The sequence below is a fragment of the Variovorax flavidus genome (genome assembly GCF_030317145.1).
Classification (GTDB): Bacteria; Pseudomonadota; Gammaproteobacteria; order Burkholderiales; family Burkholderiaceae_C; genus Variovorax; species Variovorax flavidus.
Genome location: NZ_JASZYE010000002.1, coordinates 373,896 through 396,276, shown reverse-complemented (window position 1 = coordinate 396,276; position 22,381 = coordinate 373,896). Strand labels below are relative to the sequence as shown.

Genomic DNA, 22,381 nt, shown 5'->3' with positions numbered 1-22,381 from the left:
GTCTCTGATGCGCGACGCCCCCATCAATCTGCGCGCCCGTCCCGAGCAGCGCGACCTCATCGATCACGCTGCAGGGCTGGTCGGAAAGAACCGTTCGGACTTCATGCTTGAGGCCGCTTGCGAGCGCGCGCAGGCAGTGATGCTGGATCAGGTCTTCTTCAGCCTCGATCACGACAAGTTCACGCAGTTCACCGCGATGCTGGATGCGCCGGTCGGCCGTAATCCCGGTCTGGAGCGGCTCATGGCGGTGAAGGCTCCCTGGGAGACGGACGCGGCATGACGCCGAAGCTCGGCGCGCCACAACCGCTCATCGCCGCACACGCCCTTGGAGAGTTCGAATCGGGAGAGGCCAGTCTCGACACCTGGTTGCAACGAAGGGCGTTGGCCAATCAGGCGAGCGGTGCCAGCCGGACGTTCGTGGTGACGGACAAGGACGGGCGCGTCTTCGGCTACTACGCGATGGCTGCAGGAGCGGTCGCGCACCAGATGGCCACGACCGGCGTTCGGCGAAACATGCCGGATCCGATTCCCGTGATGGTGCTCGGGCGCCTGGCGGTCGATCGTCGCGTCCAGGGCGTGAAGCTGGGGGCGGCGATGCTGCAGGACGCCGTCTTTCGCGCGGTCACGGTTTCGCAGAACGCTGGGGTGCGCGCCTTGCTTGTTCACGCACTTCATGATCGCGCCAAGGCGTTCTACGAGCACTACGGCTTTCAGGAGTCTCCAGGGCATCCGCTGACACTGATGCTGCGGCTGAGCCCGCCGGCCGGCCCGTGAAAACTCCGGGCTCGGGTCCGGTCCTGCAAAAAACCTGATCGGCGGCAGCGGCTGCCCGTTCGGTGAGCATCGCAATGGAAGCCAAGCGGAATGCGGGTCCGGCAAGATGCCCACTTAGTTATCCACAGAGTCATGCACCGGCCAAGGGGAAAAGAAAGCCTTGACTTTCGTGTTTTGGTGCGCTGCAGCATCCCCCTTCTTCATTGGGAACGGCACGTTTTGTGTGCGCCGGGGCCGTGCAACGCAGCACGCCATGTTGGTGCGCCGCCTTCTTTCTTTTCCACAGCGGGATGCAAGCGGTAACTCACTTGACTGAAGCTGCCCGAGGTGCGGCCGCCCCGGCCTGCTGTCGTCCCGCAGCGCCGAACCTTTCACGGCCGCGTCACAAAGTTTCGCGCTAATCCGGCGGGCTCGCGCATGGTGCGCGCGCGTCAATCGTGATTCAGCAGGAACAACAATGAACAATCGATCGAGGGTGACATGGCTGGCGGTGGTGGGCGCCGGCCTGTTGGTGAGTGCATGTGGCGGCGGTGGTGGCGGCAACTTCACGTTGCCCGCGGGCGGGTCGGGCGGCGCCGGGGCCGGCGGTGGCACGGCGACGCCCGGCAGCGTTGCCGGGGTTTTCCTCGACGCGGCCGTCGAAGGGCTCGACTACGTGGCCGGGACGGCCGCGAAGGCGGCCACATCGGCCAAGGGCGAGTTCGCCTGCAAGGAAGGCGAGACGGTCACCTTCAGCCTCGGCGGCCTCGTGCTCGGCAGCGCCGCCTGCGGCACCTCGATCACGCCGCTCTCGCTCGCCGGTCAGAAGCCGACGGCAGACGGCCTGAAGGCCGACGCGGTGGTCAATCGCCTGATCGCATTGCAAAGCCTGGACGATGACGGCGATCCGTCGAACGGCATCCGCATCACCGATGCGGTGAAGGCCGCGCTCCGGGCCGGAGCGCTGGATTTCAGCGCAGCGGCGGCCACCTTCGACACGGCGCTCAACGCGCTGCTCGCGTCCTTGCCGGTGCCCTACAGCGCACGAAGCTCCGACGCCACCCGGCGCACGCTGGCGCGCGAGCATTTCGAGAACACGCTGGCGTCGCAACTCGGCGCGCCCGTGAGCGAAGCGGCCACGCAGACCAACGCGCTCGGCGCCATCGCCGTGAGCGTCACGCGCCACCAGATGCAGGCGGACGTGAAGTTCAATGTTCCCTACGAAGGCAGCAACGACAAGATCCGCGCCGAGTTCCCCAAGGGCTTCCTGCCGGCGTACGGCTCCGGCCTGGCTTTCAAGGGCACGGCGGCGGACGGCACGCTGGAGTTCTACGCCATCACCGACCGCGGCCCCAATGGCGATGGGCCGACGGCGCCGGTGCCCGGCGGCAGCGGAACCAATATCAGCAAGGTGTTTCCGGCGCCGTCGTTCGCGCCGAGCTTCGGCATCGTCACGATCGGCAAGAACGGCGCGGTGCTGCAGTCGAGCTTGCCGCTCAAGCTCGACGCCGACCGCAAGCTCACGGGGCTGCCGCCGCAATCGGGCGTGGGGTCCACGGGCGAGACGCCGCTGACCGACGCCTACGTGTACGACGCGGCCAAGGCCGGCTTCGACGCCAATGGCCTCGACCCCGAGACGCTGGTGCTCGACAAGGCCCGCAATGTGCTGTGGAGCAGCGACGAGTACGGTCCGTTCATCGTTCGCATCAACATCGCGACCGGCGTGGTCGAGAAGAAGTACGGCCCCGGTGCCGGTGCGGCGGACCTGCCAGCGGTGCTGTCGCAGCGCCGTCCCAATCGCGGCATGGAAGGGCTGGCGCTCGACGTGGCCAGCGGCAAGCTGCACGGCTTCCTGCAAAGTCCGATCGATCCGAAGGACGGCAGCGGCAAGTCGATCAAGGCCACGCCGCCGGGCGGCAGCAGCACCGATGTGCGCCACATCGCGAAGTTCGCGCGCTGGCTCGAATTCGACCCGGCCACCGAGCGCTCGAAGCTGTACGCCTACCCCATCGACGGCAGCCAGTACGACAAGGACCGCACCGGCAACGCCAAGCTCGGCGACATGGTGAGCCTGGGCAACGGCCGTTTCATCGTCATCGAACAGGGCGCGCGCAAGAGCGACGCCAAGGTGGTGAACAAGCTGATGCTGGTCGAGATCCCCGCGAACGCGACCGATATCGCGGCGCTGGACTACAACCTCGAGGTCAGCAGCATCACGCAGGCAGTGGCCGGCGGCGCGGACTGGTCCACGGTGATCCCGATGCGAAAGACCGAACTGCTCGACCTCAACGCGCTCGGCTGGCTGGCCGAGAAGGCAGAGGGCATGACGCTGGTCGACGAGAACACGCTCGCCCTCGTGAACGACAACGACTTCGGTCTCACCACGACGCTGCTCGACGCCAATGGCCAACGCGTGGCCGGCAGCATCGAGGACTGCACCGTGGACGCGGCCGGCGTGATCACCAAGGGATGCCCGACCGGCGTCGTGGCTGCGCGCCTGGTGCGCGGCAGCGACCAGGAGCGGCCGACACGCCTCTGGCTGGTGCGCTTCGACCGCAAGCTGGCCGATCTCCGCTTGCCGGCCAACTGAGTCTGCGAGACCGGGCGGCCTTGCCATGGGGGCGAATCCCCATGGCACCGCCCGCCCGTCAATCCGACTTCAGCGTCACCACCTCGCCGTTCTTGTTGCGGCGATAGAGCAGGTTGCCGCCCAGGATCCGCACCTGGTTGCAAACCTTGCCGTTGACCGGATCGTCGACGCAAAGGTTTCCGTCCTCTGTGCGCCAGGTGCCGAACTCCTTGAACTGCGGATAGATGACTTCGAACTTGCCATCCGAGCGGTAGTTGAACTTGCCCGTGATGCCGTCGCTTCGCGTGCCGGTGAAGGTCTTGTCCTTGACGAACTCCGTGATCTCCGCTGATTTCGGGATCGGCGTGTCCGCCGGAAATCCTGGCGCCTGGCCCATCGCGGCCATGGATGTCGCCAAGAGCACGAACGGGGTTGAAAAGGTCTTCTTCATGGTGTCTCCTTCGGGTCCGTCCCGCGAGCACCTTAGGGGGCCGACCGCACCCGGTCATCATCAGGATGCCTGTTGACGGCCGCGCCAAAATGCGGTCGCCTCCGAAATCCTGCACTTCCTGAAAGAAGCCGGCCCCCGCATGAAGTTCGACACGCTGCCTCCGACATGTCTCGTCGACGAGACCCTTGTGATTCGTGTTCTGGATCTCCACGCAGGCGCGCGAATCACCTTGAAGCTCTGGAGCAGTTTCAGTGACGTGGTTCTCCTGTCCAGCGCCACGTTCATCGCCGATTCGAACGGGATCGTGGACCTCGGCAGCCAGGCGCCCGTGTCGGGCTCCTATCGAGGCGTCGATGCGATGGGACTCTTCTGGTCCCGTGCACCCGTGCATGGCGATGTCGCCAAGGGCTTCGAGGGCAAGAGCACGGACCCCTTCACCGCAACGCTCACTGCCGAGGGGGAAGACGGCGCTCCACCGATCTCCCACCCCATCCGGCGAGTTTTCCTCGGGCCGGCCGCCGTGTCGCGGGACGTCAAGGTCGACGGACTCGTCGGCCGGATGTTCGAGCCGGCACACCAGGGGCCACATCGGGCGGTGCTCGTGGTCGGAGGCTCGAACGGTGGGTTGGCCTGGTCCCAGGAAATGGCCGCCTTGCTGGCCTCCCGTGGGTACGCGGCATTGGCGCTGGCGTACTTCGCCGCCGAAGGCCTGCCGCCAACGCTCGACCGCATTCCGCTCGAATACTTCGGCACGGCCCTGGAGTGGATGTCGGCACAACCGGGTGTCGCCGCGAAGCATCTGGCCGTCGTGGGCATCTCTCGAGGTGGAGAGCTGGCATTGCTGCTCGGTGCGACGTACCCCGGCATCCGGGCGGTCGTCGCCTATGTCCCCAGCGGCATCGCGTGGCCGGCCTATCCGCCGACCGGTCACGGCGCATGGACCTTGAACGGCAAGGAGGTTCCCTACGCAGACACTCTCTCGTACGACGCATCGCGCAGGTCCTCCGCCGGCATCGAGGCGGGCAAGTTCGACTGCTACCTCGTTCCCCTGGAGGACGCCGACTTCGCGGACAGGGCCGCCATCCCCGTGGAACGAATCAACGGGCCGGTCCTTCTGATCTCAGGCGCCGACGACCAACTGTGGCCGTCCAGCGAACTGGCGGAGTTCGCCGTTCGACGCTTCACGCAGACGGGGTTTCCCCATCGCGTCGAACACCTGAAGTACGCCAACGCCGGCCACAGCATCGGCTGGCCCAACGGACCGACGACGATGCTGAAGTTCAAGCATCCCGTTTCCGGGGAGGACATGGACATGGGCGGAACGCCCGAAGGAACGGCCCATGCCCGCCAGGACTCGTGGTCCCGCATGCTGGCGTTCCTTCAGCGTGCGCTGGCCGATGGTTAAGGACGTCGACTTGCCCATGACCCACATCGACCTCGCGACCGTCCGTGCCCTGGAGGAGCGCAGCTTCAACGCGTGGCCTGCGCGGCAGACCGTGTTCTTCAACGGCTGGGTGTTTCGGCTGGCCGGCGGCTATACCAAGCGAGCCAACTCGGTCAATGCCGCAGACCCGGGCGCGACCTTCGAGGGGGTGCGCGCCGCGGCCGAGACCTTCTACGAGCGGCACGGCCTTCCCGCCGTGTTCCGCCTTTCTCCGCTGGCGCAGCCCGAGGCGGACAAGGAACTGGCGGATGCGGGCTACGCCTTCTTCGATCCGACGCAGGTGGCCCGTGCGTCGCTGGCCGCGGCGGCGCGGCATCCTTCGGTGAGCATCTCGACCGCGGCGACGTCAGCCTGGCTGGAGGGCATCACCGCCGCCCTCGGCGTGACGTCCCTGCAAGATGAACTGCACCGCGCCATCCTGCGCTCCATCGCGTTGCCGGCTGCTTTCGCCACCCTGCACGAACAAGGCGAAGCCATCGGATTCGGGCTGGCCGTGCTGGAGCGCGGCGCGGTCGGCCTGTACGACATCGTGGTGGACCCGGCCCGGCGCAGGCGTGGCCACGGTCGCGCGTTGACCCGCGCGCTGATGGATTGGGGCCGCGAAACGGGTGCGAGTTCTGCCTACCTTCAGGTGCGCGAGCAGAACGAAGCCGCGCGCCGCTTGTATGCTGAGCTGGGGTTCGAGGACTTCTACCGCTATCACTACCGGGTGCCGGGTCACGCTTCGTGAATCGAGGAAAACAAAGATGTCTCCTGCCATGTTCGCCGCCCTGGGCTTCACGGTGGCACTCCTCGTCACGACGGCCTACTTCATCATGGGCTCGATTCCGCTGCTGATCCTGAAGCACGACACACCGCTGGACGCCCGCTTCGTGCGCGGCTTCTTCAACATCTACTACGTCGCCGCATTCATGACGGCGACTGCGACGGCGATCAGCTATGCGATTGCGGGCCGCCCAGGGCTCGCGGTGGGTGCGGCGGCGCTGGCAATGATTGCCATCGTCCTGCGCAAGAAGATCATTCCCAAGATGGACGCGCTCGGAGCGCAGATCCAGTCCAACTACATGGACGCCATTCCGGGGTTCCGCAGAACGCACATCACCGCCATCCTCATCAACATCGCGCAGCTGGCAGCGATCGTCTGGAGCCTGGTTGCCTTGGGCCGGGCTTAGATCCCCAGCCAGCTCATGAGCGTCTTCTCGACTTCCGGCGAGGGCGCGATGAATCCGGCGTACGTCGAGGTGGCGAGCGCACGCTTGCCCGCATCGGACTGCCCCAGTCCCAGCAGGGTGTCGCGCGCCGTCGCGACAGTGCTCGCGTCGAGCTTGCTCGAGGCGAGCCACTGCTTGATGGGAACGGCGCGCGATTCGGCGCAGGTCTTGCCGCCGGTGGACTGCCAGTCCTTCACCACCTTGGCCGACGCGGTGGCGCCGTAGGCGGCGAAACCGTTCTGCACATAGAAAGGCACCGCATCCTGGTAGCGCGTGTTGGTGGTCTTGACGGCGCCGTCCTGCAGGCCCTGCTCACGCAGCATCGCACGCGTGATCACCGAGGTGATGGAGTCCGCGTCGGGCATGACCAGGCTCTTGCCCGCGATCTCCTTCCAGTTGGAGATGGCTTGCGTGTCCTTGCACAGGAACGACACCTTGTAGTCCGTAAAGCCTGCGGTCCAGGCGAGCGTCTTGAAGTTGCCCGCCTTGGTCGCCTCGAACGCGACATGGGCCGGATGCACGAAGGCCAGGTCGACCTGGTTCTGCTTCAGCGCCTCGCGTGCGTTGCGATACGAGCTCAGGATCTTGATGGTCACCGGTTGCTTCAGCGCCTTGCTCAGCGCCTCCGCGATCGGCTCGAACTTGGCCTCGATCTGGCTGTCGCTGGCCTGATAGGTCACGCCTTCGGTCACGCCGATGACCAGCGCATGGGCTGGGGCGGCAGCGGCCAGCAGGAGGGCCACTGCCCATGGGGCGAAGCCCGAGTGGCGATCGGCGCAGTCATTTGTCACAAATGTCTCCGTTTGTTCGAATGGCCCGCAGAATATCCGGTCAGAGCATCTTCCGATAGACAACGAATCCCGATTTCTCGGCAACTTTGTCGTAGAGCATCATGGCCGTGGCATTGGTCTCATGCGTTTGCCAGTACACCCGTGGGGCGCCGGCGGCTTTCGCCCGCCGATAGACCTCGTCGATGAGCGCGCGGGCGACGCCCCTTCCCCTGGCCGCTTCGGTGGTGTACAGGTCCTGCAGATAGCAGCTCGGCCCGAGCTGGATGGTGCTGCGGTGGAAAAGAAAGTGGGCCAGGCCGAGAAGGCCCGACGGGCCTTCGGCCACCAGCGCATGCATGGGCTCGTCGACGTCGTGGAAGCGCGACCACGTGGTGCGCGTGGTGTCGGCTGGCAGCGCCGTCGCGCCGCTGCGGCCATAGAACGCGTTGTAGCCATCCCAGAGAGGCAGCCACGCAGTGAAGTCGACCTCGACGGCTGGGCGAATGAGGATGTGTTCGGGCATGGATGGACGTGAGTTGCGCGACGCGGAAAAGGTATCACCGTGGTCACCCGGGCGAGTTGCGGAATCGATGATTTCCCTCCACGACTTTCCGGCGGCCCTGAGTTGGTCGGCATCGGGGCCCATGGTGTTGCCATAGCGCTCCAGCATCCTGGCGTCGATGCGGGCCAGGACCGGCGCGGGCGTGAGGTCGCGATACGCCTGCTTGAGGACGTTGCGCTCCACCACCACCCAACGGGCAACGTCCTCTTCGCTCGCGCCGGAACGAAGCATTTCCGAAGCTGCATCGGCGAGCGCAGCGACGGCGGTCTCATATTTCAGGCGCAAGGCGTGTGTCGGCATGGGGCCTCGACGATGGCTCTGTGCGCATTCTGCGCGCCGCCGTCCAGCCGGTTGCACAGGGTGTCAGCGCAAGGTTGCGCCGGAGGTCGGGCGTCTGGAAAAAGCGGCCTTGAAGATGCCCGGATAGCGCAGCACGAGGCCGGCCCACATCACGAGCCCCACGTAGACGCCGAAGAGCACGTGCGTGGCCAGGGGCGATCCGACACGGTAGTGCGTTGCCACCGCCCCGCCCAGGAAGCCGGTCAGGTAGATCGCTCCGAGCACAGTCGTGCGCGGCACGGCATACAGCACGGCGCCCACCAGCAGCACCACGCCGAGCGGCACCACCGCGCTGGGGGGCCAGCCGAGTTCCTGCGTGCTTTGCAATACCGGCTCCATCCTGAGCAGCTTGCCCGTGGCGTCCAGGATGAAGAACAGCGTGGCAAGGCCCGAGAGGCCGATGCCGATGCGTCGCGCCCACTTCATGGGCTGCCCCGCTTGACGGCCGCCGCGGGCGCGCCTGGCAAGGGGACCCATCCATTGCGCCTGAACGCCTCCCAGACCGCCATGGCATGCCCGTGCCCTAGCCCCGAGCTGCTCTTGAGCCAGGCGACGAACTCCATCGTTCGGGTGTCCGGGCGCAGGATGCCCTCGCGAACGGCCTGGTCGAAGAAATCCTTCGGCTCCTTGCCGGTCTGGGTCCGGATGTTGGTCATGTAGGCTTCGAACGTCATGCGCGAGTCCCATCCGTCATCTATTGGATGTAGCACACTATAGTGAATATGAAAGCTCCGGACAAGCGGCAGTACCACTCGGAAACTCGCTCGGAGGCGGCGGAGCGCACCCGCGCCAGGATCCTGGATGCCGGGAAGTTCCTGTTCTCCCGCAAGGGGATCGACGCCACCACCATCGCCCAGATTGCCAAGCGGGCCGGCGTGTCGGAGCCGACGGTCTATGCGGTGGTGAAGTCCAAGGCCGGCCTGCTGCATACGCTGATGCATGACGCGATCTTCGGCCCGCGCTTCAAGGACGCCCACCAGAAGCTGGAGGGGCTGGGCGACCCGGTGCAGCGCATCGCGATGAGCGCCCATGTGGCGCGAGCGATCTACGAGGGCGAAAGCGCCGAGCTCAGCCTGTTGATGAAATCGTCGGCGTTCTCGCCGGAGCTTCGCAAGACGAACCAGTCCTTCGAAGCCTTGCGGCGGGAGATGCAGCGCGAGCGCATCGACGCGCTGTTCGCGGCGAAGCGCGCCCGTAAAGGCCTCACGAAGGAAGCGGCAGCGACGCTGCTGTGGATGCTGACCAGTCGCGAGGTCTATCACAAGCTCGTACACGAGTCGGGCTGGTCGCCCGACGCGTTCCAGGCCTGGCTCGAGCAGACGCTGCTGGAAGCGTTGACGGACGAGCCCGCCTCGGATCGCGATGCCTAGCTGATCTCCCGCGGCGCAGACCGCATCTGGCGCCGTTGCGCAACTGTTCCGCGCACATTGACGCCGCATGCGTGGCGCTCCGAGAATCCCGGACCGCCTTGGAGGGCTCTGGTCAGGAGATTCCATGATCTGCAAGGTGACGCGTCTCATGCATGGCGCCACGGCCTCTGCGCTGGGGCTGGGGCTCGGGCTGCAGCAAGTGCAGGCGCAGACTTGCACCCTGACGCCGGCGGGGCAGATCTCGCTGGCCTCCGGCACATGCGCCGTGGCGCCCGGCGCGGCGCTGACTGCCACGAATGCCGTTGCGGCCGTCTCCGCCACCAACGCCGGCACCGTGATCGACCTCACGCCTGGCGCGACCGTCACCACCGGCACGACGAGGCACGGGGTCGACATGATCAACGGCGGAAAGGTCCTTCTCGGCGCGAACACCCCGATCACGGTGAACGCCAGTGGCACCGGCCTCCTTGCCGTCAGCATCACCAACAGCGTGATCCCCGGCAGCCTGGGCACGGGCATCCCGATCCGGCTGGTCAACACGACGAGCGGCACGAACGTGTCCGGCTACGGCCTGCGGGCGGTTCAGAACTCTTCGGTCACGCTTGGCCTGGATCTGACGTCCGACTTTTCCAGGAGCGCGTACGGCGTTCGCGCCGACACCGGCAGTTCGGTCACCCTGACGAACAACAGCCGCATCGTGCTGACCGGCCTGGACGCACCCGGCGGAGCAGCCTTGATGGCCGTGGACGCGGGCAGCGTCATCGACGCCCGGGACGGCACGACCCTGTCCAACTCGGGCTATGACGTGACCGGGATCTACATGTCGGAGGGCGGCCTGGTGCGGGTGGGCCCCTCGACGGCGCCACTGAGCCTCACCAATCTTGCCCCGGTCAACCGCGGCTCGGCAGGCGTCGTCGCCGACAACACCATCGTCCCGGCAGGCACGATCGATGGCGTCGCCATCAACTTCGCCGGCATCGCCGGAACCGGCATCACGGCGACCCGCGGCGCGCAGATCACGGTGAGCGGCGCGAGAGTCCAGGGGGCCGGGATCGGCGTGGTGGCCGACACGCTGTCGAGCGTCGACATCTCCGGTTCGAGCATCACCATCTCCGATTCGAACGGCGGGATCGTCAGGACCATCGAACGCAGTGGCGCGACGTTCCAGACGACCTTCCTGCGCCAGGGCGCCGGCCTGTTCGCGCTCGGCGGCAGTCTCCGTGCCGATGGCGTCTCCGTCTCCGTGCCCGCCGATGGCGCCTATGGCGTGCACTCTTCCATATCCGTCTACTCCCCGGCCACCGCCGGCACGCTGACATTCGGCAACGGCACGATCTCGACCTCCGGGCTCGCATCGCACGGCGCCGTCGCGACCGGAAGTCCCTTCGTCGCCGACGCCCCGACGCTTCAATTGCAGAACGCGACCGTCATCACCACCGGCAGTGGCGCCCATGGGCTGGCGGCCCTGACCGGAGGCACCATCAACGCCGAGGGCAGCGCAATACGGGCCGATGGTTCCGGAAGCTATGGCCTGTTTTCCGGCACCACGACCAGCACCCGGCAGAACAAGGTGTCGATCTCGGGCGGCAGCCTGGCCAGCACGCAATCGACGGCGGTCCAGGTGGCGGGCTCGCAATTGAACCTGTCTCTTTCCAACGGCGTGCAGGTGACCGGCGGCAACGGCACGCTCTTCCAGGTGACCGGGGCCGGCGGACGCACCGGCACGCTCAACCTCGTCACGGACTCGGCAACGCTCACGGGCGCCGCGCTGACCGATGCCGGCAACGTCTCGAACATGACGCTGCAGAACAATACGCGGTGGAACGTGACGGGCTCGTCCAACGTGACCAGCCTGGTCAATGACCCCAGCACGATCGTCTTCGGCGCGCCGCGCGGCGCCGTGAACTTGCTGTCGAGCTACAAGACGCTGACGGCCGTCAACTACGTGGGCGCGGGTGGCACGGTCAGCCTCAACGCCTTTCTCGGTGCCGACGGTTCGCCGTCCGATCGCCTGGTCATCAATGGCGGAACGGCCACCGGGCTGACGGGCCTTCACATCGCCAATGCAGGCGGCCCTGGCGCCGTGACGCTGGGCAATGGCATCCAGATCGTCGATGCCGTCAACGGCGGCACCACCGCCCCAGGCGCCTTCGTGCTGGGCAGCCGCGTGGTCGCCGGTCCTTACGAATACCAGCTCTATCGCAGCAGCGTCGATGCCTCGAATGCGCAAGCCTGGTACCTGCGCTCGCAGCAGCCTCCGGTGCTGCCGCCCGTTCCGCCGCCGCCTCCGCCCCCGCCGCCCCCTGGCCCCGTTCCGCCAGAGCCGCCGGTGCTGCCGCCCCCGCCGCTCCCGGACGTCCTGCCTCCCGGTCCCGGCCCCGGTCCGCGACCCCCCTTGTACCGCCCCGAGGTCGGCGCCTATCTCTCCAATCAACGCCAGGCCGGCGGCATGTTCCTGCACAGCCTGCATGACCGGCTGGGCGAGCCGCAGTGGACCGAGACACAGGCGTCCGTGAACGCCGACGGCCAGCGCCGCTCGGGCTGGCTGCGCGTCGTTGGCAAGGACGGGAAGTCGGACAGCCGCGACGGCAATTTCGCCGTCGACACCGACAGCACGCTGATTCAGGGCGGCGGCGACATCGCACGCTGGTCGCTGGTGAAGGACAGGGACACGACCTCGCCCGACCGCTTCCACCTGGGCTTGATGCTCGGATACGGCAAGGCGAACAGCGACGCGACCGCGGCGGGCAACCTGGCGCACGCGCAGGGTGAAGCCGAGGGCTGGAGCGCCGGTGCCTACGGGACCTGGTATCAGAACGACGAGAACCGGCTGGGCTGGTACGCCGATGTCTGGGGGACCTACGGCTGGTTCAAGAACAAGGTCGAAGGCGACACGCTGCCCGAGGTGAAGTACGACGCGAAGGCGCTCACGCTCTCCGGCGAGGCAGGCTATGCGATGAAACTCGCCGCCACCGACTGGGTCGTCGAGCCGCAGGCGCAACTGGTGTACATCAGGTACAGCGAGGACGACATTGCCGAGCCCAATGGCACGCGCATCAGCGGCGGCGAGGGCAGCGGCTGGGTCTCGCGGCTGGGCGTGCGCGTGCACCGCACCTGGGTCCGCGAAGACGGCCGCAAGCTGCAGCCGTACCTCACCTTGAACTGGTGGCACGACGATGTGGACAACGCCGAGGCCTTCAACCAAGTGGTGCTGGGGAATCTGTATCCGAGCAACCGCTACGAGGTGAAGCTGGGCGTCAATGCAGACCTGGGGCGCGGATGGGCCGGGTGGGGCAACCTAGGCTACCAGTGGGGCCAGCAGAGCTACAGAAACACCCTGATCCGGATCGGCGCCAGGTACACGTGGTGAGCGGCTGCGGCGCCGCTAACATGTGTACATCCATCCAGTGTCGATGCGCTGGAGCCAAGGGGATACCGCCCACGTCCTTTCAGCCAGCCTCATGGCCGCCGCCATTTCCTCATCCTCCGCGTTCACGGTTTCGGTCAAGACGCTTTGCGCCTTCGGCGCGAAGGCGGGCGACCTGGATCTGCGCTTCGTCCCCGCGCCGAGCGCGCAGGAGGGGCAGGCGGGGCATCGGCTGGTGCAGGCCCGGCGGGGCGCGGGCTATGAAAGCGAGATCGCCCTCGCGTCGTGCCACGAGCGGCTGCACGTGCGCGGGCGCGCCGACGGCTACGACACGCATCGCAGGCGCGTCGAGGAAATCAAGACCTTCCGGGGCGACTTCGAAGCCATCAAGGCCAACCATCGCGCACTGCACTGGGCACAGGCGCGCACCTACGCCTGGATGCTGTGCGAGCGCGATGCGCTGGAGCAGGTCGAGGTGGCGCTCGTCTATCTCGATCTCGGCACCGAACGCGAAGTGGTGCTCGAAGAGGCCTGCACGCGCGAAGCCTTGCGCCAGCATTTCGAGCTGCTCTGCAGCGGCTACCTGGCCTGGGCCGAACAGGAAGCCGCGCACCGCGCGAGCCTTGACGAGGCACTCGACGCGCTGAACTTCCCGCACGGCGAATTCCGTGCGGGCCAGCGTGATCTGGCGCAGGCGGTGTACCGCTCGGCCGTCTCGCAGCGCTGCCTGCTGGCGCAGGCGCCCACGGGCATCGGCAAGACGGTCGCGACGCTCTTTCCGCTGCTCAAGGCGCGGCCCGGGGGCAGGCTGGACAAGATTTACTTCCTCACCGCGAAGACCTCCGGCCGGTCGATCGCGCTGAACGCCTTGCGCACGCTGGACCGCGAGCGCGCACCGCTGCGCGTGCTCGAACTCGCCGCCCGCGACAAGGTCTGCGAGTACCCCGGCCGTGCCTGCAACGGCGAGGCCTGCCCGCTGGCGCGGGGCTTCTACGACCGGCTGCCGGCCGCGCGCAGCGAAGCGGCGCAAGCCGCGTGGCTCGATCGCGCGGCCGTGCGCAGCATCGCGCTCGCGCACGAGGTCTGCCCGTATTTCCTCGCGCAGGAACTCGTGCGCTGGAGCGACGTGATCGTCGGCGACTACAACTACTACTTCGACGGCAGCGCCTTCCTCTTCGGCCTGATGAAGGAGGAGGACTGGCGCGTCGCCCTGCTGGTCGACGAGGCGCACAACCTGCTGGACCGCGCACGCGGCATGTACTCGGCGCAACTGGAGGCGCAGGCCGTGGAGGCCGTGCGCGGCAAGGCGCCGCCATTCATCAAGAAGGCGCTCGGCCAGTTGCAACGCGAATGGCAACTGCTGCAACGCGACCAGGTGGCCGCCTACGACGCCCGCGACGACATCCCGGAGCGCTTCGCGCGCGCCCTGCTGGACGTGGTCGCCGTGATGGCCGAGCACTTCACTGCACGGCCCGACGACGCGCAGGGCCTGCTGCAGCAGTGCTTCTTCGACCTGCTCCAGTTCAGCCGCCTCGCGGATTCCTTTGGCAAGCATTCGGTCTTCGAATGCACGGTGGGCGATGACGGCGGACGGACGCTGGCGATCCGCAACCTCGTGCCGGCGCCCTTCCTGGAAAGCCGCTTCGCGGACTGCAATTCAGCCGCCTGCTTCTCCGGCACGCTCGCACCCTTCGCCTTCTATCGCGACACGCTGGGGCTGCCGGAAGACACGGCCACGCTCGACGTCGGTTCGCCCTTCCGCAGCGAGCAATTGACGGTGCGCGTCGCCATGGACGTCTCGACCCGCTTCCGCGACCGCGGCCGTTCATTGACGGCGCTGACGGACATCATCGCGAGCCAGTTCGCCGGACAGCCGGGCAACTACCTCGCCTTCTTCAGCAGCTTCGACTACCTGGCGAGCGCCTCCGCCGCGTTTGCGGAGCGGCATCCGGAGATTCCGGCGTGGTCGCAGTCACGCGGCATGCGCGAGGCGGATCGCGATGCCTTCCTCGCCCGCTTCACGGCCGGCGGCCAGGGCATCGGTTTCGCGGTGCTGGGCGGTGCCTTCGGCGAGGGCATCGACCTGCCCGGTGACCGCCTCGTCGGCGCCTTCGTCGCGAGCCTGGGACTGCCGCAGTACAACGAACCGAACGAAGTCATGCGCGAGCGCATGCACGCGCTGTTCGGCGACGGCTACGAGTACACCTACGTCTACCCCGGCCTGCAGAAGGTGGTGCAGGCGGCCGGCCGCGTGATCCGCACCGAGACGGATGCGGGCGTGCTGTACCTGCTGGACGACCGGTTCGCGCGGCAGGAGATCCGTGCGCTGCTGCCGGCGTGGTGGAGCGTGCAGCCGCTGTTCGCGGCGCAGCGCTAGGAAGAGCCGGCCTCAGAAAGCCGGGCCGCGCGCCGCCGCGCTGCGCCCGATCTTGCGCAGCTTGGCCGACAGCTGCACCTGCGCTTCCAACTCGCGCTGCCAGAGTTCGTAGCCCGCATCGCCTGGATGCAGCCCGTCGCGCGCGCTCATGCGCTTGGGGTGGCGGGCGAAGGGGTCGTCGTCGCGGTCCCGGAAGAGCGACACGTAGAGGGCGCCGTTGGCCCGCGCCTCTTCCGAGACGATGGCGTGCAGCCTGCGCGAGCGGTAGGTCATCCACCAGCTCCACGGCGGAAGGAAGAAGGACACGTTGCCGATGTTGCCCGGCGGCATGAAGACCACCAGGTCGGACCGCACCCGCGCGCGCTGCGCCACACGCCGGATGCTGTCGCGCAAGGCGGCGTCGCGCGTCATGCGGAGCACGTCGTTGCCGCCTCCGAGGATGAGCACGGCGTCGAAGCGCTCGTCCGCCTCCAGCTGCGCGAGGAAGTCCTCGAAACGCGCCCCGTCCTGCCCGTGGTTGACCACGGTGAGCGACGGATTGGCGCGGCACAGCAGCCCCGGCAGGCTGCACTCCGGCCCGCTGGCGCCGGTGCCTTTGGCGGTGCTGTCGCCGACCACCAGCAGCCGCGCGCCCTCGGCCCGCGCGAGCTTGTCGAAGGGGTGGCCCTTGTGGGCCAGCCGGGCCGATTGCCGCAGCCGGAGGACCGCATAGCCGGCCGTCGCGGCGGCAAAGCCGACCAGCACGGACAGGCCGGCGATCACTGCAATGTTCTTCTGGCGGTTCACGCTCTTTCCTCGTCGAATGACCCAAGCGTAAAGGTAGCGGGATCATTGCCGTGTAGGAAGCGGCCGAACGGCCAGCATGCAAGCCATGAAAGCGTGCGCTGACGAACAACGCCCATTTCTTCCTACCCGTCTCCGGCGCGGGGTGCGAAACATGGGCACTCCAGCATCAGAAGGAGCAGCACCATGCCAAGGGGTGACAAGTCGTCGTACACGAGCAAGCAGAAGCGCCAAGCCGAGCACATCGAAAAGGGCTATGAGCATCGTGGCGTCGCCAAGGGCGAAGCGGAGCGGCGCGCATGGGCGACCGTGAACGCGGAAACGGGCGGTGGCAAGAAGAGCGGCTCCGGCCGCGGCAAGGCCGAGAACCATGCGCCGGCCCACAAGGGTGGAAAGCTGGGCGGTGCGGCCTCCGCGTCGCGCAGCGCCGCCGAGCGCTCCGCTTCGGCGAAGAAGGCAGCCGCCACACGCAAGCGCAACGCCGAGCACCGGGGCTGATCGCCCTCGCCTCGTGCCGGCGGGACGCCGCGCCTGCGGCTCAGGCCGGGTCGGCATCCCAGCGCTTGGTCACTTCGCCGAGCTGAAGCTCGATGCGGAACAGGCGCTCGTTGAGGATTGCGGTCTGCAGCCGCAGCGCCTCGATGATCGCGCGGGTCTGCGGGTCGGCGGCGTTGTTCGATAGCTCCTGCAGCTCGTGCAGCTTGTTGCGCAGCTCGTTGCTCATGTCCAAACTCCATCGGGGGCGATGGAGCCATCCTAGGGCCTGAGGGCGATAGAGCCAACTACTCATGCGCGCAGCCGCTGCGCTGCGTCAGAATCCGTGGCTCGTTCTCTCCAGCCCACGTTCATGAACCTTGCCGATTCCTTTGCGGACGTCACCCGTTTCGTCGCGATCCGCCGCGACATCCACGCCCACCCCGAACTGGGATTCGAGGAACACCGCACCTCGGAGAAGGTTGCGAAGCTCCTGGAGGAATGGGGCATCGAGGTTCATCGCGGCATTGCCGGCACTGGTCTCGTCGGCGTGCTGCGCCGCGGCACCGGCCAGCGCACCATCGGCCTGCGCGCCGACATGGACGCGCTGCCGCTGCACGAGGCCAACGAATTCGCCCACAAGTCCACGCACGCGGGCCGCATGCATGCCTGCGGCCATGACGGCCACACCACGATGCTGCTGGCGGCAGCCTGGCACCTGGCCCAGAAGGGCAGCCAGTTCGACGGCACGGTCCACTTCATCTTCCAGCCCGCGGAGGAGATGGGCAAGGCCGGTGCGAAGAAGATGATCCAGGACGGGCTCTTCGACCGCTTCCCGTGCGATGCGGTCTTCGCGCTGCACAACTTCCCGGTGGGCGAAGTCGGGCGCTTCGCGCTCAACGAAGGCGCGCTCATGGCGTCGAGCAACACATACAAGATCACGCTGCGCGGACGCGGCACGCACGCCTCGATGCCGCACACCGGCATCGACCCGGTGGCCGCAGTCATCACGCTGGCACAGCAGCTGCAGACCATCGTGCCGCGCACCATCGCGAGCACCGAGCGCGCGCTGCTCGCCGTCACGCAACTGCAGGGTTCGGACGCGCCCAACGTGATTCCCGATTCGGCGACGGTCGGCGGCACCGTGCGCACCTTCTCGATCGACGCGCTCGACAAGATCGAGGCGCGCCTGCGCACAGTCGCCGAGGGCGTGGCGGCGGCGCACGAGTGCACCGCGGAAATTAGCTTCAACCGCGCCTCGCCGCCGGTCGTCAACCATGCGGCCGAGGCACGCTTCGCGGCCAGCGTGATGCGCGAGGTGGTGGGCGAGGACATGGTCACCGACAACTTCCCGGCCGTGATGGGCGCGGAGGACTTCGCCCACATGCTGCAGGTGCGGCCGGGCTGCTATGCCTTCCTGGGCAATGGCGACGGCGACCACCGGCTGGACGGCCACGGGCCCGGGCCTTGCATCATCCACAACACCTCGTTCGACTTCAACGACGAGATCATCCCGATCGGTGCCAGCTACTTCGTGAAGCTGGTGGAGCGCTGGCTCCCGGTCGGCGCCGGCGCCTGAATCTCCATCACCTCCACCCTGACCCGAAAGCGTTTTCAACGATGACCCCTCACCCCACCCGACGTTCGGCCCTTCTCGCAGCGGCCGGCGCGCTGGCCCTCGGCGCCGCGGCACCCGTTCTGGCGCAGCAGCGCGTGATCCACATCGTCGTGCCCTTCGGCACGGGCGCGGTGCAGGACACGGTTGCGCGCGCTTTCAACAACGAACTGGGCACGGCGCTCAATGCCGCCGTGATCGTCGAGAACCGCGCAGGCGCGGGTGGCACGGTGGGCGCGGCCATCGCGGCCAAGGCGCCGGCCGATGGCAACACGCTGGTGCTGGCCGCGGCCAGCCATCACATCGCGGGCTTCCTGTACAGCAAGCTGCCCTACGACCCGCTGAAGGATTTCGTCGGCGTCGCCAACATCGGCAATGCCGGTTATGCGCTCGCCGTGGCGAGCGGCCTCAACGTGTCGAGCACGGCCGACTTCATCAAGGAGGTCAAGGCCAACCCCGGCAAGTACAACTACGCGTCGGCGGGCAACGGCAGCGCCACGCACCTCGCCATGGCATCGTTCCTCGCCAAGGCCGGCCTGCAGATGACGCACATCCCGACCAAGTCGACCGGCGAGGCAGTCAACGAGGTGCTCGCGGGCCGCGTGCAGGCGGTGATCTCGTCGAGCATCGGCGTGATCGGCTTCCAGAACGACCCCCGCATGAAACTTCTGGCCTCGACGGGCCAGCAGCGCAGCCCGTTCCTGCCCAGCCTGCCGACCGTCGCCGAGAGCGGCTTGCCCGGCTATGCCTTCGACTCGTGGATCGGCCTGCTCGCGCCGGCCGGCACGCCCAAGGCCGAGGTCGACCGCCTCAACGCCGCGACCAACAAGGTGCTGGCCGATCCGTTGATCCAGGAGCGCTTCAAGCGCCTGGGCGTGGAGCCGCGCAGCCAGAGCGCCGAGGAGTTCCAGAAGCTGCTGCGGGCTGATTGGGATGCGATGGGCGCAGTGGTGAAGGCGTCCGGCGCGAAGGTCGATTGACGCGCTTTGCGGCGCCTAGCCGTGCGGACTCGCCGGCAGGCTCTTGAGGTACAGGAAGAGCGCCCGCACATCCACGTCGCTCATCGCGCCGAGCGATCCGAAAGGCATCACCTTCACCGGCGTGCCATCGGGCCGCTTGCCCGTCTTGAACATCAGCGCGAAGGCATCGGCGTCGGCATAGCGCGTCATCGCGGTCCCTTCGCCCGGCGTGAGGTTGGCCGCTGGGGGCCAGTCCGGCGGGCCGCCGGGGATCTTGCCGCCGCTGAGCTTGGGGCCATGGCAGCCGAGGCACATGTTGGCGACGTAGGCACCATGCGTCACGTTCACGCCATCGGGCACCGGTTGCTCGGGCGGCCGCGTGTGGTCGATCTTCGAGGCGGCGTCGCGTATCAGGCCAAAGCCGTAGAGGGCGCGCATGGGCAGCGGCAAGTCGAGCACGGCGGTGCCGCCCGTCACGGGCTCCATGTGGCGGAGGTAGGCGACCAGCGATGCCACGTCGTCATCGGTCAGCCGGTTGTAGTCCTCGCTGGGCATCACCATCAGCGCGTGGCCCTTCGGGTTGACGCCGTGGCGGATCGAGCGCACCCAATCCTCGGGCGTGTAGCCCGCGACGACGCTGCCGGGGCCGGGGCTGATGTTGGGTCCGGCGATGCGCAGGCCCTTGCCGTCGTCGACGAACACCGCACCGCCGCCCTTGGCGCCATGGCAGTCGACGCAGCCGCGCGAGGCAAAGAGATAGCGCCCGCGTTCGAGTGAGGCCGCGTCGTCGCGGTAGGGGAGGCCTTTCACCGCGACGTCGACCTTGCGCTGCATCTTGTGGCGCGCCAGCTGGTCTCCGATGAAGAGGGCTGCCGCAGCCAGTACGAGCAGTGCCACCAGGGTGAGGACGATGCGTTTCAGCCAACGCCGGCCAGCCGAGGTCGTGGTAGCGGTCATGCCTGTTCCTTCGCTTGGCGCGGCGCGCCGGAAACCTTCTGGGCAATCAGCCCCGCGGCCATCTTCAGTTGCAGCCGCAGCTTCGCCTTGTGGCCCCAGGTGCTGGTGACGTCGGTGTGGTGGGTCTCCCAGCCGGCCGGGTCGATGGTCTGCGTGCCCGCGCCGATCTCGAAATCGAAGCCTGAGGGCGTGGCGCCGTAGAAGGAGAAGGTGCCGTCCGGATCAGGGTGCTGCCCCAGCTCCAGGCTCAGCGGCACCTTGTGGCGCCGGGCGCGCTCGAAGGCCAGGCCGATGTCGCACAGGCGCTCGGCCTGCAGCATGAAGTGATGGATGCGCTTGCGCACCGGCATGTCGAACAGCGCGAGCGAGTGATGGCGCTGATTGCAGTGCAGGAACACGCCGCGGATGTCGATGGGGCCGACGCGCGTGGCGAGCCGCTCGGTCACGCCGAAGCCCAGCAGGTCGACGTAGAAGGACTCCATGGCCGCGATGTCGTGCGCGACCAGCACCGCGTGGCCGAGTCCGAGTTCGCCCGTGCGAAAACCTTCGGGAAAGGCGGCCGATTCGAAAGGCACGGTCGCCGGCGCGAGGCCGGTGAACAGTTCCACGACGTTGCCGCAGGGATCGACGCAGCGTTGCAGGCGCTTCACCCGGCGTGCGGCGCACAAGGCGACATCGCCTGCGGTGACGGTGACGCCGGCGGCGCGAAGGCTGCGCACCAGACGGTCGAGCACGTCATCGCTCGAACACTCCAGGCCCAGCGCCGCGAGATCGTCCGCCCCACCCTCCTGCACGATCAGCCGCTGGCTGGCCTCGTCGAGCTGCCAGCCGAGGCTGCCGTCCGCGTTGCTCACCGGCGCGGGCAGCCCGAGCATGTGCTCGCAGAACGCCATCCATCGGGGAAGCCGGCGGGCTTCAAAGACCAGATAGCCGAGGCGGAGATCAGGGCGCATGGCAAACTCTCTCGAATGGATGGACTGACCAAAAATAGACTGTACGTGCAAAAATGAATGATGGCGTAAATTTTGGCGCAGGGTCAATATCACTTTTGCCAGAGGTCCTGGCCGAAAGTGTGTGGGCGCCGCGGCCCGGCCTGCTCAAGCGCGAGCGCACGCGCCTGCAGCTGGTGCAGGCGGCGATCCGGGTGTTCAGCACGCGGGGCTATGCCGACGCGACGATGCAGGAGATCGCAAGCGTCGCGAGCATGACCACCGGCACGGTCTACAACCACTTCAAGACGAAGGAAGAGGTGGCCAGTGCGGTCGCCCTGCTGCTGGCGCACACGCTGTGCCGCCGCATCACCGACAGCCAGCAGGGCGTCGCGGAAGGCGCGCAGCGTATGGCGATCGGCATACAGCGCTACATCTGGCTGGCCGAGCAGAGCCCGGAATGGGCGCGGATGATGCTGGAGGTGTCGGCAGCGGCGCCGGAGATGGTGCTGGAAATCCGCGACTACGTGCTGGCCGATCTGCGGCTCGGGGTGAAGCAGAAGGCCTTTCGCGTTCCGAGCGAGACGGCGGCCATGGACCTGATCAACGGCACGGTGCAGCAGGCGATGCGCACCGTGGCTCTGGGCGGCGTTCCCGCGTCGCACGGCCGTGAAGTGGCGAGCTGCGTGCTGCGGGGCCTCGGCATGGATTGGGCCGACGCGAAGCAGGTGGCCCAGCGGGCATTGCCGCCCTTCCCGCCGATGGATGTCGTGCCGGCTGCGCGGGCGAAAGCACCCGCGAGGAAGGCGGCGGCACCGGTGAAGAAAGCGAAGCGCGCCGCGACCTGAGCGCGCTCAGGCGACGGATTCGTCGCCGAGCGGCGGGCAGGCCCAGCCGAGCAGCTCGGCCAGCCGGCGCACGATCCACTGCGCTTCGGCCGCCGACACGCCTGCATCAGGCGATTCCAGGCCCGCGAGGATCCGCCGCAGGATCTCGTCCTCGGACGGCACTTCCACGTGGTGCAGGATCTGTGCGTGCTGCACCAGATGGTTGGCGAGGTCCTCGCAGACTTCGTAGCGCTCGCGCACGACGCCGATCGGCTCGCTCAGGCGCTGCCTCGCATCGGTGAACACCGCGAAGAACGAAGGCGGGATGTCGATCTGGTAGTCGTCGGACATGGTGGCAGGAAAAGGGTGCAAATGAAAAACGCGCCCGGAGGCGCGTTTTATCGGGAGCCGAGGCTCACAAGGCGCTGGGCGCCACGGATGCGATCAGCCGCCCTTCTTGGCCCGCTTGCCGGGGTTCTTCTTGCTGCGGGTCGCGGTGCCGCGCTCCAGGCTGACCTTCTGGCCGCCGCCCGTCTTGGGAACGTTGTAGCCGGCGACAGGAACGGGGCGGGGGGTGGCAATGCGGTCTGCCTCGGTGCGGATTTTCTTGGGCATGGAAAGCTC

General features: G+C 67.5%; 24 protein-coding genes. 13 read left to right on the top strand and 11 right to left on the bottom strand.

All coding sequences use genetic code 11. From position 1 onward, the window contains the following. Positions 1-7: 7 nt before the first annotated feature. The 3 genes from QTH90_RS12505 to QTH90_RS12495 all read left to right on the top strand — a co-directional run bounded on the left by QTH90_RS12505 (position 8) and on the right by QTH90_RS12495 (position 3,343). Positions 8-280, top strand: coding sequence for a type II toxin-antitoxin system TacA family antitoxin (locus QTH90_RS12505; protein WP_286664867.1), 273 nt, complete (start codon positions 8-10; stop codon positions 278-280). Further along, complete coding sequence (locus QTH90_RS12500) at positions 277-774, top strand: GNAT family N-acetyltransferase (RefSeq protein ID WP_286664866.1); 498 nt, start codon at positions 277-279, stop codon at positions 772-774. Before QTH90_RS12505 ends, QTH90_RS12500 begins: the two co-directional genes overlap by 4 nt. A 457-nt stretch (positions 775-1,231) precedes the next feature. Further along, positions 1,232-3,343 (top strand): esterase-like activity of phytase family protein, encoded by a 2,112-nt coding sequence (locus QTH90_RS12495; RefSeq protein WP_286664865.1) that lies wholly within the window; start codon positions 1,232-1,234, stop codon positions 3,341-3,343. Positions 3,344-3,401: 58 nt separating this feature from the next. On the opposite strand, the gene QTH90_RS12490 is transcribed toward QTH90_RS12495, so the two are convergent. Next, positions 3,402-3,773 carry a hypothetical protein gene (locus QTH90_RS12490; RefSeq protein WP_286664864.1) on the bottom strand — a complete coding sequence of 124 codons (372 nt, stop codon included), beginning with the start codon at positions 3,771-3,773 and terminating at the stop codon, positions 3,402-3,404. Between the two features lie 139 nt (positions 3,774-3,912). Between QTH90_RS12490 and QTH90_RS12485 the strand changes: the two genes are divergently transcribed. From QTH90_RS12485 to QTH90_RS12475, 3 genes are read left to right on the top strand one after another with little or no spacing between them, the layout of a single operon-like run. Further along, complete coding sequence (locus QTH90_RS12485) at positions 3,913-5,178, top strand: acyl-CoA thioesterase/bile acid-CoA:amino acid N-acyltransferase family protein (RefSeq protein ID WP_286664863.1); 1,266 nt, start codon at positions 3,913-3,915, stop codon at positions 5,176-5,178. A 16-nt stretch (positions 5,179-5,194) separates the two neighbouring features. Continuing rightward, the gene (locus QTH90_RS12480) at positions 5,195-5,947 is read left to right on the top strand and encodes a GNAT family N-acetyltransferase (RefSeq protein WP_286664862.1); all 753 of its coding nucleotides are present in this window, start codon (positions 5,195-5,197) and stop codon (positions 5,945-5,947) included. A 16-nt stretch (positions 5,948-5,963) separates the two neighbouring features. Beyond that, entirely contained in the window at positions 5,964-6,389 is a 426-nt protein-coding gene (locus QTH90_RS12475; RefSeq protein ID WP_286664861.1) for a hypothetical protein, read from the top strand. On the opposite strand, the gene QTH90_RS12470 is transcribed toward QTH90_RS12475, so the two are convergent. The 4 genes from QTH90_RS12470 to QTH90_RS12455 form a co-directional block, all read right to left on the bottom strand. Beyond that, entirely contained in the window at positions 6,386-7,219 is an 834-nt protein-coding gene (locus QTH90_RS12470; RefSeq protein ID WP_286664860.1) for a phosphate/phosphite/phosphonate ABC transporter substrate-binding protein, read from the bottom strand. The two genes, QTH90_RS12475 and QTH90_RS12470, sit on opposite strands and share 4 nt — an antisense overlap. 40 nt (positions 7,220-7,259) lie before the next feature. After that, the gene (locus tag QTH90_RS12465) at positions 7,260-7,721 is read right to left on the bottom strand and encodes a GNAT family N-acetyltransferase (RefSeq protein WP_286665409.1); all 462 of its coding nucleotides are present in this window, start codon (positions 7,719-7,721) and stop codon (positions 7,260-7,262) included. 402 nt (positions 7,722-8,123) lie between these two features. Then, positions 8,124-8,525, bottom strand: coding sequence for a DoxX family protein (locus QTH90_RS12460; protein ID WP_286664859.1), 402 nt, complete (start codon positions 8,523-8,525; stop codon positions 8,124-8,126). Continuing rightward, positions 8,522-8,773 carry a DUF4287 domain-containing protein gene (locus tag QTH90_RS12455; RefSeq protein WP_286664858.1) on the bottom strand — a complete coding sequence of 84 codons (252 nt, stop codon included), beginning with the start codon at positions 8,771-8,773 and terminating at the stop codon, positions 8,522-8,524. The genes QTH90_RS12460 and QTH90_RS12455 overlap by 4 nt, the downstream gene beginning before the upstream one ends. 48 nt (positions 8,774-8,821) lie before the next feature. Here QTH90_RS12455 and QTH90_RS12450 point away from each other — a divergent pair, with 48 nt between their 5' ends. The 3 genes from QTH90_RS12450 to QTH90_RS12440 all read left to right on the top strand — a co-directional run bounded on the left by QTH90_RS12450 (position 8,822) and on the right by QTH90_RS12440 (position 15,213). Further along, positions 8,822-9,469, top strand: a complete 648-nt coding sequence (locus QTH90_RS12450; protein ID WP_286665408.1) for a TetR/AcrR family transcriptional regulator — start codon at positions 8,822-8,824, stop codon at positions 9,467-9,469. 124 nt (positions 9,470-9,593) lie between these two features. Next, entirely contained in the window at positions 9,594-12,839 is a 3,246-nt protein-coding gene (locus QTH90_RS12445) for an autotransporter family protein (RefSeq protein ID WP_286664857.1), read from the top strand. Positions 12,840-12,930: 91 nt separating this feature from the next. Then, the gene (locus QTH90_RS12440) at positions 12,931-15,213 is read left to right on the top strand and encodes a helicase C-terminal domain-containing protein (RefSeq protein WP_286664856.1); all 2,283 of its coding nucleotides are present in this window, start codon (positions 12,931-12,933) and stop codon (positions 15,211-15,213) included. 12 nt (positions 15,214-15,225) lie between these two features. On the opposite strand, the gene QTH90_RS12435 is transcribed toward QTH90_RS12440, so the two are convergent. Continuing rightward, positions 15,226-15,999, bottom strand: coding sequence for an SGNH/GDSL hydrolase family protein (locus tag QTH90_RS12435; protein WP_286664855.1), 774 nt, complete (start codon positions 15,997-15,999; stop codon positions 15,226-15,228). Positions 16,000-16,182: 183 nt separating this feature from the next. On the opposite strand from QTH90_RS12435, the gene QTH90_RS12430 reads away from it, so the two are divergent. Next, positions 16,183-16,494 carry a plasmid stabilization protein gene (locus QTH90_RS12430; protein WP_286664854.1) on the top strand — a complete coding sequence of 104 codons (312 nt, stop codon included), beginning with the start codon at positions 16,183-16,185 and terminating at the stop codon, positions 16,492-16,494. 40 nt (positions 16,495-16,534) lie between these two features. On the opposite strand, the gene QTH90_RS12425 is transcribed toward QTH90_RS12430, so the two are convergent. Beyond that, positions 16,535-16,720 (bottom strand): hypothetical protein, encoded by a 186-nt coding sequence (locus QTH90_RS12425; protein ID WP_286664853.1) that lies wholly within the window; start codon positions 16,718-16,720, stop codon positions 16,535-16,537. Positions 16,721-16,843: 123 nt separating this feature from the next. On the opposite strand from QTH90_RS12425, the gene QTH90_RS12420 reads away from it, so the two are divergent. Both QTH90_RS12420 and QTH90_RS12415 read left to right on the top strand, forming a co-directional pair. Beyond that, positions 16,844-18,049, top strand: coding sequence for a M20 aminoacylase family protein (locus QTH90_RS12420; protein ID WP_286664852.1), 1,206 nt, complete (start codon positions 16,844-16,846; stop codon positions 18,047-18,049). A gap of 41 nt (positions 18,050-18,090) precedes the next feature. Beyond that, positions 18,091-19,065 (top strand): tripartite tricarboxylate transporter substrate-binding protein, encoded by a 975-nt coding sequence (locus tag QTH90_RS12415; RefSeq protein WP_286664851.1) that lies wholly within the window; start codon positions 18,091-18,093, stop codon positions 19,063-19,065. Positions 19,066-19,080: 15 nt separating this feature from the next. Here the strand turns inward: QTH90_RS12415 and QTH90_RS12410 are convergent, their stop codons facing one another. Both QTH90_RS12410 and QTH90_RS12405 read right to left on the bottom strand, forming a co-directional pair. Beyond that, a complete protein-coding gene (locus QTH90_RS12410; protein WP_286664850.1) occupies positions 19,081-20,001 on the bottom strand; it encodes a c-type cytochrome in 921 nt (306 codons plus the stop codon). Next, positions 19,998-20,954 (bottom strand): VOC family protein, encoded by a 957-nt coding sequence (locus QTH90_RS12405; protein WP_286664849.1) that lies wholly within the window; start codon positions 20,952-20,954, stop codon positions 19,998-20,000. The genes QTH90_RS12410 and QTH90_RS12405 overlap by 4 nt, the downstream gene beginning before the upstream one ends. A gap of 95 nt (positions 20,955-21,049) precedes the next feature. Between QTH90_RS12405 and QTH90_RS12400 the strand changes: the two genes are divergently transcribed. After that, positions 21,050-21,778: a TetR/AcrR family transcriptional regulator gene (locus QTH90_RS12400; RefSeq protein ID WP_286664848.1), complete on the top strand. Its 729-nt coding sequence runs from the start codon at positions 21,050-21,052 to the stop codon at positions 21,776-21,778. Positions 21,779-21,784: 6 nt separating this feature from the next. On the opposite strand, the gene QTH90_RS12395 is transcribed toward QTH90_RS12400, so the two are convergent. Next, positions 21,785-22,108 (bottom strand): hypothetical protein, encoded by a 324-nt coding sequence (locus QTH90_RS12395; RefSeq protein WP_286664847.1) that lies wholly within the window; start codon positions 22,106-22,108, stop codon positions 21,785-21,787. A gap of 93 nt (positions 22,109-22,201) precedes the next feature. Beyond that, positions 22,202-22,372: a hypothetical protein gene (locus tag QTH90_RS12390; protein WP_286572777.1), complete on the bottom strand. Its 171-nt coding sequence runs from the start codon at positions 22,370-22,372 to the stop codon at positions 22,202-22,204. Positions 22,373-22,381: the final 9 nt, after the last annotated feature.